Raw genomic sequence first — 14,116 nt, forward strand, 5'->3', positions numbered from 1 at the left:
AAATATACTATGTCTGATGATTTTGACTTATTAGAAACCAACTCTCAAGAAAAACAGGAAAAGGTAGATGTCAATTGGGGTAAGGCCATTGACCAGATGAAATCTAAACTAGCTCAAGAAGACGACCCAGAAAGTCGTCAAAAGATTCTTAATGCAACCTTAGATAATGTTGTCGATATGGCAGAGAAAGATAGAACAACACTTCTTGATGCTATAAAGGATTTAACAGACTATCAGGACGAGGTTGGTATCATGTTCGAAGGATTTTCAGCATTAAATAAAGCGGAACAAAAAATCATTGACGATGCCATAAAGCGTTTAGAGCGCGCAAAAGTTGAACTCGAAGACGCTCAAAATAAGCCTGATACATGGTGGAATAATCTTTGGGGTCGTAAAAGCAAGATCAAAAAAGCAGAAGATGAGCTAGCATCTGCACAAAAAGAACGTGATGCTGCCGATAATAAGGCTAAAGCAATGTTTCAAGAGCGTATTGAGACTGCTGATGTCCAAACCCTTTTAAATGAACTTTCTTTTAAAAGTCAAGCCGCTATTAAGCGACTTAAAGACAGAGAAGTTGAAATTAAAGAAGTCGAAGATAAACTTCAAGATGCAATTGTAGAAGCAAGCAAAAACCACACCAAGGCTTTAGAAAAGAAAGCTGAAGTAGAAGACAAGCTTGAAGCAGTATATGCATTATTAAAACAAGCACGTCAGGCATTAGCAGATGTTGCAGATAAGCAATCTACTGAGTACTCTGAAGCTTTATCTAAAGTGACTAAGCTAGAACAGTCGGTTGAAGAGCTAGAAGGTTTAAAAAATGCATATACCACATTAGCAGCTTCTAAAGATAGTTTTGTTCATAAACATAACTTAACAATTAAAGTATTGACATCTTTAAGAAGTAACCTACAAACCCACCGTGCTAAACTTAAAAGTGATACGGACGAGCGTTTAAAATATTACGACGGTTATGTAGTAGCGCTTAAGGCACGTACGGACCAAGAGTTTGCGGCTATCCTTGAACATCTAGGTGTTAAAACCGATGAGCATATTGGTGAAACTCTTGCAGCGATGCATACCGCTAGTGCAAAAGCACGTCAGGATATGATGGATAATATTCCAGTACATGAAAAAGTGATGCAAGGTATTTATGGTAGCTATGCTGAAGCGCTTAAAGAAATTAGAAATAAGGATGTAGAATTGCAAAAGAATTTTGCAGACCGTTATGGTATTGATATGAAAGAGATTTTTGATGAATATTATAATTCTGAAAATACAGTACCAAATCCTGAAGGTGATAATTCTGGTGAGAGTCCTGACCCAAAGCCTGAAGCAGAAGATGATTTATTAGGGTAATGATTTAGTTGGTAGTGTTCAGTAGATAGTTGGTACTAAACTACCAGCTTCATACTGATGACTGCGTACTGCAAACTAAAAATATGATTGTAACTCCATTAGATTCCGCGCAATTAGACTCTAAGCAGCAGTATGTCTTTTACCATCGTATGGTAGACTTTACTGTAAAAGAGCTCATTGTTAAGATGCAACAACAGCAGTTGTGTGGCGAACAAGAATTGGTGTTTTTTAAGCAATATTGTGATTTGTTACTGTATTCTATAGAGGCCATGCGTGTAAAATACATGTATGATGATGAGGATAACATGAAAATAGACCTTACAGATTCCGGTTTTCCTAACTATTTAGAGTTTCGATACTTATTTAACGACTTAGCGCTTCGTGAAGAGTATTTAAATCGATTGACACCAATCGATGTCATGCAGGATGAGTTTTTAGATACGTTGATGCGCAAAAAAGAACCTATTAAAAAATCAAGATTATTTCAAGCCGCTTCAATAGTCTATTATACAAATGTCAAACAACAGTACATTTTTAATCGCTTTGTACAAGGGAAAATTTTAAAATCACCTATTGGTATTTCAGAATATATGACGAGCTGGAGTTTTTACGATGTGTCTCATAATAGGCCATTTGTCTGTTTTATGTACTTTAATTACGATGGTAAAGACCCAAACAAGAATAAGTCCGAAATATATCAGGCCATTAAACAATCGGCTGATAGAGAGCTTAATATTGATGCTATGGCTTATGCTATAGATAGGAAATTACCAGAAGTTTTTCCAAAGCATATTAAGCGGATAGATTTAGGACCACTACATAATGTGTTTGCGAAGGATGAAAATGAAATAACACATGCCATTTTAGACGGCATAGCCAAAAAGGAGATTCCTATAGAGAGTTATGCGTTTTCACTTAAAATAGATGAAGTAAAATCTACTTCAGAATATAAAGAAGGTAGCTTTTTTAATAAGCAAACTTTTCAGAAATGGGGCGAAATTGTAAAACAAAAATACGTTTTAGCACCACATCGTATTATACAATTACTCTATAATAAAACCCCAGAAGTTATAGATAAATTGGCAAAACCACCAATTCAAGTGAGTGATCTGTAGAAATCATTCAAATCAAAAAATATTAAAATATAGATGGAACACAATTCAACTTTTCCTATAAAACAAACTGAACTCGATATGCTTCGTGATGAGGCAACCTCCTATATCAAAAGTATCCAATGGGAGCAAGGTGAGCGCGCTCGTAATAAGGATAAAGATGCTCAGGATGAGTCTATATTGTTGTATTTGTCTCGTGCAAAAGGAAATGGAGGTACAGAAGTAACTTCGGTTTCAAAAACCATTTTAGAGCTTAAAAAGCGCTTATTGCCAGAATCTGTAGCACTCCCTGTAAAATTAAACCATACACTATATGCTGTGCAAGAAGGTATTGGCTTAGGGTTATGGATTAGAGACAGTTATTATGATGCGTCTGGACTTTCTACATTGATAGAAAACAAATCAGCATTAGATTCTAACGGTAAGCGCGAATTTGAAAGCAAAATGCATACGGCTACTGCTTTTATGCTCTTCTCTTTGTCTTATAAGATTTTACATGATTTAAAACCTATTGCATCAGACGATTTAAGTGTGATGAAGCAGAAATTTGCAGGCATACCTGAAGTTTCGTTTTTAACACCATTAAAAGGGATTTCGTGTAGTTTGTTTTATTACGATAAGTATTTAGGCCATCCAGAGATTATAAAATCAGATAAAGATGTAATCGATTTTACTGTGGTTTATTTTGAGGCTTTAATTTCCGAAATTCAATTGCGTAAGAGCACTTTAGAATATACTGAAACTATAGTGGATAGGGCTTATAAGCTTGAAAATAGTGACTTTGCTATAGATGGTTGGAATAATACCTTTGAAGGTACTGCTAAAAGTGTAGAGTTTAATAAAATTCAGTTTGAACAAATTGTAGGTAACCGAGATGCAAAGCATTTTGCACGCCGTCTTACTGAGCGAATGTTAAGCTATGATTTTGAAGCCAAAAAGAATCCGTTTCAAGAATTAGGTGGCTTTATGCCTGTATTTATGGGATATGGAATTCCGGGAACAGGAAAAAGTATGCTTATTGCTGCTATTGCTACACGATTGAAGGAACATTGTGACAATTTAGATATTCCATTTTTATTTCATCCTATGCCAGATACTTTGATAAGTACATTTCAAGGTGGTTCTGCTGAAAAAATGGTAGAATGGATGAAGCCATTACAAGATCCAACAAAGCTAATTTTTGCACCTATTGATGATGCAGAAAATAACTTACAGGAGCGTACAGCTCAAGGTGTTTCTGCTGGTGTTAAAGAAGTTATTGGTGTGTTTTTAAGATATACCGAAGGCGCCTATGCCGTAAATTATGGAAATAGCTCAATAGGACTGTTTACCAATTTGCCTGAGATGCTAGATAAGGCAGTAATTTCGCGTGTTCAAGGGCGTTTTAAAATAGATGGCGCCCGAACTGAGCATGACTTTTTAGACCAAGACCATATCTGGTGGAGAAAATTACAAGACACAATGCCAGATTTTGTAAATATGAATAATCCAGATGGTTATAACTATTTAGACGATCAAGGATTAGCAAAAAGTATGGGAGACATACTTAAAGCTGTTGAAAAGCCTACGGAAGAACGTGTCTATGACACTTTTGAAAAAGTAGAAAAACAGCATAAGCACGATGACCATATGTTTTATGCGAGCTTATATAAAGAAATTCAGAAGATATTTCCATTCTTTTCATCTCGTGATGTAAGAAATATTCAATCTGCAATATCATTACGTCTCACTGATTTTGATTTGGAAGATGATTGGTTCGAGAATCCCGAAATTTATTTCAAAAAAGATTATGAAACCAAGTTCAAAATGCTTCAAGAATTGATGAAAGCAAACATGAAAGGCTTAAACTTCTCCGACATAAGACGTCAAGAGGTAATACGATACCTAGACAATGTCGCCACTATCGCAGACACAGACTTTAAGCGTAAAGTTGATGCTAGAGTTAACCAATTAAACATCGAAACTGAAGCTAGAGAGCAGTTTGGAAAGCAAGATTAACTACAGAAGAATTAAATGCAAAAATTAAAAGCAGCTAATTTATATAGAAGTGAACTGATTCCAGTAAGTGGAAAATTAGTAGAGCGCTATAATAAGTGTCTTTTAAAATTAGGTTTTTCTAAAACCAAACTCAAAAAGTTTTCTATTGATGGTATAGGATGGAGCCCTGAAATTGCCGAAGAGAAGAAAGATGACAACTATCTGTGTAATGGTCCATCTAATCCTCATGGTATTATAATCTCTCCATTACAGAACAGAAAACCTGTGTATTCACCATATCACTCTTTTGATCGTGATATGATGCAGTTAATTTTTAAAACCTATTCGAAAAAAATTAATGACATTACCAGGGATTCGGCAATAATTATTGATTTTGACCAAAAAATAGATGCTTTCTATGAACCTCTTGATGTTTTAAAATACGATGAGATTACCATTAATTTTCATTTAATGGATAATTTGTATCATCAACAGCGAGAGCAATTTGAATTGATTGAAAAATTCAAAACCAATCACAATTTTATTGATGAAGAGCTACAATCTCAAATTTTAGAATCAGCTAAAGCATTTGGAGATTTAAGAGGTAGAGATTTAGAACTACCTAATCTTAAGTTTAAGACAGATTCTTTTTATACCAAAGCTTATAATGGTGTTTACGTGCTTCGTGACTTTATTAAACCAATTGTGGTTTTTGAAGATCAGAAGTCGTATAAAGAAGCTATTAAAGATACAGTACATGATGTATTAATGTATCATATTTCGCATATCGAATTAATTGAAAAGCTTAAAGATCATATTATTATTGAGAGCAACCTTGAAGCTACAGTACATACTGCCAAATATGATAGGGTTAAAAAGTTTGAGTTTGCGCAATTACTCAAAGAAGTGAATCATCCTGTAAATGAAATTCTAAATAACAGTGTTTTGTTTAAGAGCTATCTAAATAAACTAGATGTTAAAGCTCGTAAACAAGTAATGGGTGTAGAGCTGTATCTTGAACGTTTAGAGCGAAGTAACGCGTATAAATTGGAAGATATGGTAGATATGCAAATGTATTTTGCGTTACACAAACCGCATTCGTCGCTATCGGTTAAACATCAGGATTTAATTTGGAAGCTATTGGTTAATGTTTCACCTAAGGACGTGTTATTCTTATACTGGTACGATAAAGACCAATTTTATAAGAATTACGAAACATGGGATGAGTCATTCAAAGATTGGGTAATTAGTACTATACAAAAGAACATATAAGCAAAAAAAGCTCGGTACAATTACCGAGCTTTTTTATTTGACAGTATATTCTTTTTAGTCCTTCATTATTTTATATACAGTTGTCTGATTAGTATCAGATTGTTTTAATCTAATAAAGTACAGGCCAGTTCTATAGTTACTAATATCTAATTGTACAGAACGCTCATCACTTATTTCAATAGAGTTAATAAGTTTTCCTGTCATGTCAATAATGTCAACATTACTAATATTGACCCTTGAGTCTATAGTAACGATGCCGTTAGAAGGGTTTGGATATATTTTAAAGTTCGAAAGCGTATTGTCATTAACACCTAATACTACACGTGGAGCAAAAGAATATACGCCTTCTATACTTGAGAAATTTCCAGTCAAAGTTACACCACCATTGTAGGAACCAATAACTGCTGATGAAATTTCTCCATTACGCGGACCTCTATTGATAAATAAATCTGACCTCGTATATGTTCCTCCTGCTGCACTTACGGCACTTTCCCATCCTGCAATCTCAGCTTCAGTAAAATAGAATGTTATATCAACATCACCATTAGTAATTGTATTGCCAGTAGTAAGGTTGAATTGTTTATCCATAGCTAAATCTCCTCCAGTAGAGCCAAGGAAAGGTTGTCCTCCTGTACCAGATCTTGAAACTCCTATATTAGTACACCCATAATCTTCTGCAGAATTATTAGTAATACTAGCCATAACACCACCAGACGTAGAGTCATAACCATAAATTGTTCCAGGACCATTTACTGAAGCTTCATTAGAATTCAGACCATCATTAAAGTCAGTTTGGATTGGTGCCTCACCTTGAGCTGTTAGCGATATATTATCTAAAGCCATTCCATACGCCCAATTACCTAAGTCATCGTAAAAAAATGAAAGAAGCACATTTGATTCACCTACGACCGATGCTAAATCAAGATTCATGCTACCCCAACTATTGAATGTCACTATCTCAGAGCCAACATTTTGCCAAGTAACTCCACCATCAATGGAAGTTTGTACAAACGCATCTGAAGCATATTGATCCCCTGAATCTAGATAGATGATATCAAAATTAAGGCTAGCGCTATTTACATTCGATAAGTCAATTGCTGTAGCATATTGTAACCGTTCTTGACTCATATCACAATTACAAGCATCATCATTAACAAATACAACATTAGTGTCGTTTCCGGCAGCACTCCAGTTTGTAGAGGAAGCCGCAGCAGAATCTCCTATAGCAAAATTTGATACACCATTTCCACTTACGATCCAATTTGATAAATCACTTTCAAAATCTTCAAATATTAATTGTGATTGACTACCAACATCTGGTGTAAAGTCATCATCCACGAGCGTATGCATAAATGAACTGTTAGTGCTCAATGTTGCATCACCACCATTTGCATTTAAAGAAAGATCCAAAGTAAAATTCTCGTCACCTTCAACAAATCCGTCATTATATATTCTTATTGTAATTTGTTTGTCACTTTCATCACCAGCTGCAAAAGTTATTGGGTTTATACTTAAGATTTCATAATCTGTGCCTGCTGTTGCAGTTCCGGAAGTTGTTATGGTTACATCGGCATTTTCAGACGGTGCCATTGCGATTCTCAAATCGAAGGTTAAGTCTTGAAAATTACAATCAGAGCCTTCTGATGATGCACTAGGAATAGCACCAAAACTAATCCTAGGAGAATCTGGGTTTGGATCATCGATTGCACCGTCAATTGCTGTAATGATACTTCCAAGATCATTAATTATTTCATCAGATCTACCTGCAGCACCGTTTGGACAACCACCAGTATTGTGCAGTCCAATTACAAGGTGATCACTAAATCTTAATACAGGAGAGCCAGAACTTCCACCTTCAGTATCATGAAAATATTCAACTCGTGCACCACCATTACCAGCATTTGTTACTGTTGTAAAGCCACCTGCACCAGGATTTGTATCTGTAAATACTGCTATCTCATTACGTCTTCCACCTGGATGCTGTGGATGATAAATACGTTCTCCAACGGCTGGCGGAACAGAAGCGAGGCTCAAATACCCATAAGTATCTGTTGGATTAACCGGTAATTGCACTAAAGTGTAATCTAATCCAGCTCCAGTCTGTATAAATGTTGCCGAAGTTGCAACGATATCTGTAGCATCAGCATTAAGCCCTGAACAATCTGTATTACGGTAATTAAACCAAAACTCTGTATTCGCTGCTTCACCTGCTGTACCTATACAATGATTGTTAGTCATGACATGACCTTCAGATCCAAGTAACCAACCTGTACAAAGGCTAGTGCCTCCAATAACCAATCTACAAATAGCATTAGACTTTCTACCTATTTCAGTATTGTCATAACATGCCGCTTGTTCTCTTTCATCTCCACCACAAACTGATTCAAATTGTTGAGCGTTTGTTTCAAAAGCACCAGTAATTTTATCCATAGGATAACCATATGCTACTTTTGTAATATCAAACCCATAGTGGTTTTGATTTCCATTTTGGCTATGAAGTTCTACAATTATATGGTCGTCAAAAATTGTTCTAGACCAAAATTCATCTATTCTGTCTTGATTAGCATTAATGACTTTACCTGAACCAGAGTAAATAAATTCTTGATTATTAGATTCTCCATAAATTCTTACGTAGTCATTGTCATTCAGATCAAAGTTTTCAAAATATACCTTAATATAGCCTGAACCTGTAGATCTAAATTCTTTAGAATATACAATACCGGAATTAGTAGCATTGTATTCTGCGCTTGATGAAAAATTAACCTCAAACTCATCACCGATTTTTAAGGGCGCTGAAATCTCTTGAGCGTTAACAAATAAAGCGATTGTTAATGTTAAAAATAGTAGGGTTTTTTTCATAATCGAATTTTTTATAGAACGATTTGTTTGCGCTAATATAGCCAATAAAAAAACATATAAAAGTAAAATTTGTTTTGTGCGTAACATTAATCTAATTTAGGTGTCTAATAAATAAAGTAATTATGGGACTAGAATTAATAATCTTTATTGTGGCTGTTCTCTTTGGTATCTTTATATATTGGAGAGAATCGAATGGAAACGGAGCATATAGAACTCTTAATAAAATTGTGAATAGTAAAGAGTTGCAAATGGCTGCTGATAACCCAAAGGGCTTTGTTTATAAACAAAGTTTTATACCGAGACTTATTTTTGTTGTTGTTTTGGTACTAATAGCAGCACTTATCTTAGAATTTTTAACGCCTATTGCCGTTTTTTCTAGTTATAATGGTATTTCTGCGTTTGCTTCCTTTGCTGCTGGTACCTTGTTAGGGACATATTTGGCAAATTTTGTAATAAAATCTACTCAAGTTATTGAAGAAAAAAGTGATTCTATAGGAGATATAGTTGGTGATGCTGTAGAAAAAGGGAAAGAATTTATTGGTGATTTAAAGAAAGAAGAAGAACCAAAAATAGAAGATGTAAAAAAAGAAGTTGAAGAAGACATTGAAACTGAGACCAAGTCTGCTAGAGAAAGGCTTAAGGATAAAGGCCTAATGTAAATTTTCAAGACAAATATAACTATGATAAAATCATATTGGAGAAAAGGTAGGAAGCAAAAAATTATTACAATAGTATTAAGTCTAATACTATTAATATTAGTATTTGTTTTAAGAGACGACTACCAACCAGCTTTATTATTTATTAGAAAGTATTTTTTCATTATAGTTGTTTGTTTATTAGTGCTAATCCTTGGATTACGGAAGTTTCGAAAAACGGCTAGCACAGGAAAACGTCTAGGAATACTTGGGTTATTGCTATTGTTTTTTGGACTTTTGTATACGCTAGGATGGCATTATGGTATGTACGATTACATGAAAACCTATAATGTATTCAATCATCTTAATAAGCAAGAAATACATGAGTTACCATTGACTCAGAATGAACGTATTCAACCTTTGCGAAATATTTTTTCTATGGCAAATGAAAGTGTTGGTGAGACCAAAGATGTGTCTCTACCTCATTTGGTTAGAGTAGATGATGAGAATAAATGGACCATGGCTATTCAGCCAAGTGAGAAATATATCATGCAGCGTATAAGTGATAATTCTGAAGAGGTATTTTCAGTAAGTAGCACGACACCGTTTCCGCGATTCTCTAATGAAAATAGAATACCAGTTACCTTTTCTATAGGTGAAACCTTAAAGTTTAGTAGAAACACTTATAATGCTGTGGTTCAAAGATTTAATCCATGGATGTTATTTAACTACGAACCAAGTGATACCTTTTATATGAAAGATGATAGTGGCGAATGGGTACAAGTCGTAAGTCTTATTAAATGGAAAGGCTTTTTCTTTCCGTATCCTACATTTGGAGGTGTTATGATAATTGATAATGGAGTGCACGATTTTAATGATTATCTGGAGCGCATTTCTATAGGTAAAGGAACTTTTGTTCCTCCTTCCGAAATAAAAAATTACGCTTTTTTGAATAAGCAAAACACGCTTTCGGAAAAGGTATCCCAATTGCAAGCTGAATCATTGAAATTCTTGGGAGGTTTTAGTGACCCATTACCATGGAACATGGAAACGGCGGTAAAAATTCCTGATATGCCTGAAGATCAAAACCAACAACCTTATGTCACAGATTTTGATTTTGTTGGCAGTAATACCAATGCATATAGTGGATTGTACCATTGGTTTGGTTTAGAACCTGTAGGAGATGAACGTACGAGTTTAAGCTATAGTGTTTTTATTCCTGCTGATGGAACTGATAAACTATATTATTATGACCATGCTAAAAAGAAACAAGGTTATGCTGGTGTTTCTGCGATGCCATTAAAAATAGTAGAATCTCGCAAGGAGTTTGATTGGGAAGCCAATAAACCTGTTGAGTTTAGGCCGTACATAAAGGATATTGCAGGAAGAAAACGCTTATTTTTCCTTGGTACTGTATCTGCCATCAACAAAAAGGGTCAATTTGATGGTTCGGCAACACCAGATTTAGCATTGGTGGATAGTGAATATCGTGATGTTGTTTGGATTGATGTAAAACACCCAAGCTCATGGGATGAAACCATTTACAAACAACTTAACGAGGCTTGGCGTTCTAGTGAAGGCATTGGGTATTATTTTAACGAGCAGCCTAAACCAGTCGAAGATTATGAAAAATCAATTGATTCTCTAAAGATAGAAGCGAAAACCAATGATAATGCTGAGCAAATAGAAGCTCTGGAACGCAAACTAGATTCTTTAAAAGCACTAAATAATTAAAATCTATAATCTAACTAACCATCACAAATGATTTCAAAATATTACGATTTTAAATTTTTAAAAGGAGATTTAACAGGCGGATTAGTCGCTGGTATTGTAGCATTACCTTTGGCATTAGCCTTTGGTGTACAATCCGGATTAGGTGCTATTGCAGGACTTTATGGTGCTATTGCTGTCGGAATATTTGCTGCCATTTTTGGAGGTACATCAACACAAGCTAGTGGGCCAACAGGTCCAATGACAGTTGTTTCTGCAACATTAGTAGCGGCTGCTATTGAAATGACGGGAAGCCTAGATACAGCGATGCCAATAATTATAGCAACATTTCTATTAGGTGGACTGTTTCAGATTTTATTTGGCTTTTTAAATATAGCGAGCTATGTAAAGTATTTCCCATACCCAGTAGTATCAGGATTTATGAGTGGTGTAGGATTAATCATTGTAATTCTACAGTTATTCCCTTTTGTAGGTTTAGGCTCTGCTAAATCAACTTGGTTGGTTATTCAGGATTTGCCGAGGTTATTCGCAGAATTTAACTGGCAAGCACTTGCATTAGGTCTACTTACTGTTCTTGTATATTATGTATTTCCTTATATAACTAAAGCTATTCCAAGTGCATTAGTGGCTTTAGTTGTTGCTTCTTTAGCGGCTTACTTTTTGCAATGGGATATACCTATTATAGGTGAAATTCCTTCAGGTTTACCTTCTGTACAGTTAGATGGAATTTTCTCCATAGATTCAAGCGCATATTCACTTATTGCTGAATACGCCATAATACTTGCAGTGTTAGGTTCAATAGATTCGTTATTAACGTCTGTAATAGCAGATAATATGACAAAAACCAAGCATAATAGTAATAGAGAACTTATTGGTCAGGGTATCGGTAATACGATAGCGGCTATTTTTGGTGGTATTCCAGGTGCTGGAGCAACTAAAGGTACAGTTGTTAATATTAATGCTGGTGGACGTACCAAACTTTCAGGAACTGCTCATGGCTTATTCTTATTAGCAGTATTATTAGGTCTTGGTAAATTGGCGGGTTATATTCCACTATCTGTACTTGCTGGACTGTTAATCCCGATAGGATTTAAAATCATAGATACTAAAGGCTTAAAGCATTTGTTAGCTGTTCCTAGAGCAGATGCAGTAGTGCTTATTCTTGTTCTATTAATGACCACCTTTGGTAGTTTGATTCAAGCTGTTGGTATTGGTGTATTACTAGCGTCTTTGTTATTTATGAAACGTGCAAGTGACATTGGTGAACAAGGTATGGAAGTTGGAACTTTAGCAGGATTTGATGGTGAAAAACCTTGGCAGGACGAAGAACAATTTTATAACAATTACAAGGATAAAGTTTATATAAAACACTTGTATGGACCATTGTTCTTTGGCTTTACATCACATTTCCAAAACGAAATTAAGATTATTCCAGATGGTGTAAAGGCCTTAATTATTCGTATGGATCGAGTCCCTTACGTAGATCAATCAGGTTTGTATGCTTTAGAGAATGCCATTTTGGATTTAGAAAAGAAAGGTATTCAGGTCATTTTAACGGCCGTACAAGAACAACCTATGGACAAATTAGTATCAATAGATATTGTACCAGATTTAATCTCTAAAGAACATATTTTTGATTCAATTGAAGATGCTTTTGATTATTTGAAATCTCATTTCCAACTTTAATTCATTTAGAAATAATGTTTTTGGATTAACTCCATGAGTTTACTTTTTAAAAAACATATACAAGAGATACTACCTAAGCTTTCGGATGACGAATTCAGTCATATTACTTCTTTTTTTAAACCTTTAAAAAGAAAGAAACATCAGTTTCTTGTTCAAGAAGGTGAGATGGTTACCAATGAATACTGGGTAATAAAAGGTTGTATAAAGGCTTATTATCTTGATCAAAAGGGAAAGGAACATATCTTACAATTTGCCACAGAGAATTGGTGGATTACAGATTTTAATGCTTACTTCAATCAAGTTAAGGCCACTATTTATATAGATTGCATAGAAGATTCTGAATTACTTTCTATAACCTTAGACCAAAGGAATCAGTTATGTAAAGAATCGCACAATATGGAGCACTATTGGCGAGTAAAATCAAACTATGGATATGCAGCCCTTCAACAACGAATACTTTCATTGCTTTGGATGTCTGCAGAAGACAGATACAACCAAATGCTTAAACTATATCCTAATCTTTTTCAGCGTGTTCCAAAAAAGATGATAGCCGCATATTTAGGTGTTTCTAGAGAAACATTAAGCAGATTATAATGTGACATACATCACACTAATAATGTGATTTAGGTCCTATGCCGACTGTAGGCCTTACCCATAATTTTGTAGTGTAAAAATTTAAACACTATGAAAAAATCATTTTTAGCTACGATTATTCTAATTCTTACACTTAGTAATTGTGTAAATACGAACAAGAAAGACAATGTAGAACATACTTCCAATATTAAAACAATACAAAACGATAAGAAGAAAATATTATTTGTATTAACAAGTCACGATGCATTGGGTAACACCGGAGAACCAACAGGATTTTATTTAAGTGAAGCTGCTCATCCTTGGAAGGTGTTAAGTGATGCAGGTTACGCGATTGATTTTGTAAGCCCAAAAGGTGGTAAAGCACCAGTTGATGGTTTTGACTTAGACGATGAGATAAACAAGGAGTTTTGGAACAATCAAGGCATTAAACAAAAGATTGAGAACACATTAACTCCTTCTCAGATTGTCCCAGAAGATTATGTTGCTATTCACTATGTAGGTGGTCACGGCACAATGTGGGATTTTCCAAATAATAAGGATTTGGCCAAAATAGCTGCTACCATATACGAAAAAAATGGCATCGTAAGTGCAGTATGCCACGGTCCGGCATCATTGGTAAACATCCAATTAAGTGATGGTTCTTACTTAGTAGATGGTAAGAAGGTAAGTGCATTTACAAACGAGGAAGAAACAGCTCTTAAATTGGAAACTGTTGTTCCGTTTTTATTGGAAACAAAATTAAGAGAGCGTGGCGCCATAATTGAAAAATCTGACTTATGGCAAGAACAAGTAAGCGCAGATGATAGATTGGTAACGGGTCAAAACCCAGCATCTGCCTCAAAGTTAGGTGAAGTTGTCTTAGAAGAAATTCAAAAAATTAACCATTAAAATACA

Annotated in this window: 10 protein-coding genes; 9 read left to right on the forward strand and 1 reads right to left on the reverse strand. The window is 34.9% G+C overall.

Annotated elements, in window-relative coordinates:
• The first annotated feature begins 9 nt into the window (after nt 1-9).
• From ED556_RS07525 to ED556_RS07540, 4 genes are all read left to right on the forward strand, one after another.
• The gene (locus ED556_RS07525) at nt 10-1,356 is read left to right on the forward strand and encodes a microtubule-binding protein (protein WP_296321556.1); all 1,347 of its coding nucleotides are present in this window, start codon (nt 10-12) and stop codon (nt 1,354-1,356) included.
• Nucleotides 1,357-1,439: 83 nt separating this feature from the next.
• Complete coding sequence (locus ED556_RS07530) at nt 1,440-2,471, forward strand: hypothetical protein (protein ID WP_296321559.1); 1,032 nt, start codon at nt 1,440-1,442, stop codon at nt 2,469-2,471.
• A 33-nt stretch (nt 2,472-2,504) separates the two neighbouring features.
• Nucleotides 2,505-4,466, forward strand: a complete 1,962-nt coding sequence (locus ED556_RS07535; protein ID WP_296321561.1) for an AAA family ATPase — start codon at nt 2,505-2,507, stop codon at nt 4,464-4,466.
• 15 nt (nt 4,467-4,481) lie between these two features.
• Entirely contained in the window at nt 4,482-5,717 is a 1,236-nt protein-coding gene (locus ED556_RS07540) for a DUF6638 family protein (protein WP_296321563.1), read from the forward strand.
• 54 nt (nt 5,718-5,771) lie between these two features.
• Here ED556_RS07540 and ED556_RS07545 read toward each other — a convergent pair whose 3' ends face one another.
• Complete coding sequence (locus ED556_RS07545) at nt 5,772-8,576, reverse strand: trypsin-like peptidase domain-containing protein (RefSeq protein WP_296321566.1); 2,805 nt, start codon at nt 8,574-8,576, stop codon at nt 5,772-5,774.
• A gap of 122 nt (nt 8,577-8,698) precedes the next feature.
• On the opposite strand from ED556_RS07545, the gene ED556_RS07550 reads away from it, so the two are divergent.
• The 5 genes from ED556_RS07550 to ED556_RS07570 all read left to right on the forward strand — a co-directional run bounded on the left by ED556_RS07550 (nt 8,699) and on the right by ED556_RS07570 (nt 14,110).
• Nucleotides 8,699-9,235, forward strand: a complete 537-nt coding sequence (locus ED556_RS07550) for a hypothetical protein (protein ID WP_296321569.1) — start codon at nt 8,699-8,701, stop codon at nt 9,233-9,235.
• A 21-nt stretch (nt 9,236-9,256) separates the two neighbouring features.
• Nucleotides 9,257-10,945, forward strand: coding sequence for a hypothetical protein (locus ED556_RS07555; RefSeq protein ID WP_296321572.1), 1,689 nt, complete (start codon nt 9,257-9,259; stop codon nt 10,943-10,945).
• Nucleotides 10,946-10,972: 27 nt separating this feature from the next.
• On the forward strand, nt 10,973-12,628 hold the full coding sequence (locus ED556_RS07560; RefSeq protein WP_296321575.1) for a SulP family inorganic anion transporter: 1,656 nt from the start codon (nt 10,973-10,975) through the stop codon (nt 12,626-12,628).
• A 33-nt stretch (nt 12,629-12,661) separates the two neighbouring features.
• The gene (locus ED556_RS07565; RefSeq protein ID WP_296321577.1) at nt 12,662-13,222 is read left to right on the forward strand and encodes a Crp/Fnr family transcriptional regulator; all 561 of its coding nucleotides are present in this window, start codon (nt 12,662-12,664) and stop codon (nt 13,220-13,222) included.
• 90 nt (nt 13,223-13,312) lie between these two features.
• On the forward strand, nt 13,313-14,110 hold the full coding sequence (locus tag ED556_RS07570) for a type 1 glutamine amidotransferase domain-containing protein (protein WP_296321579.1): 798 nt from the start codon (nt 13,313-13,315) through the stop codon (nt 14,108-14,110).
• Nucleotides 14,111-14,116: the final 6 nt, after the last annotated feature.

Origin of the sequence: Winogradskyella sp. (assembly GCF_003712105.1) — a bacterium.
Lineage (GTDB): Bacteria > Bacteroidota > Bacteroidia > Flavobacteriales > Flavobacteriaceae > Winogradskyella.

Bases quoted from the DNA above. Each gene is read 5' to 3' on its own strand.
- ED556_RS07535 (WP_296321561.1), top strand. From the start codon at position 2,505: ATGGAACACAATTCAACTTTTCCTATAAAACAAACTGAACTCGATATG.
- ED556_RS07530 (WP_296321559.1), top strand. From the start codon at position 1,440: ATGATTGTAACTCCATTAGATTCCGCGCAATTAGACTCTAAGCAGCAG.
- ED556_RS07550 (WP_296321569.1), top strand. From the start codon at position 8,699: ATGGGACTAGAATTAATAATCTTTATTGTGGCTGTTCTCTTTGGTATC.
- ED556_RS07560 (WP_296321575.1), top strand. From the start codon at position 10,973: ATGATTTCAAAATATTACGATTTTAAATTTTTAAAAGGAGATTTAACA.
- ED556_RS07540 (WP_296321563.1), top strand. From the start codon at position 4,482: ATGCAAAAATTAAAAGCAGCTAATTTATATAGAAGTGAACTGATTCCA.
- ED556_RS07555 (WP_296321572.1), top strand. From the start codon at position 9,257: ATGATAAAATCATATTGGAGAAAAGGTAGGAAGCAAAAAATTATTACA.
- ED556_RS07525 (WP_296321556.1), top strand. From the start codon at position 10: ATGTCTGATGATTTTGACTTATTAGAAACCAACTCTCAAGAAAAACAG.
- ED556_RS07570 (WP_296321579.1), top strand. From the start codon at position 13,313: ATGAAAAAATCATTTTTAGCTACGATTATTCTAATTCTTACACTTAGT.
- ED556_RS07565 (WP_296321577.1), top strand. From the start codon at position 12,662: ATGAGTTTACTTTTTAAAAAACATATACAAGAGATACTACCTAAGCTT.
- ED556_RS07545 (WP_296321566.1), bottom strand. From the start codon at position 8,576: ATGAAAAAAACCCTACTATTTTTAACATTAACAATCGCTTTATTTGTT.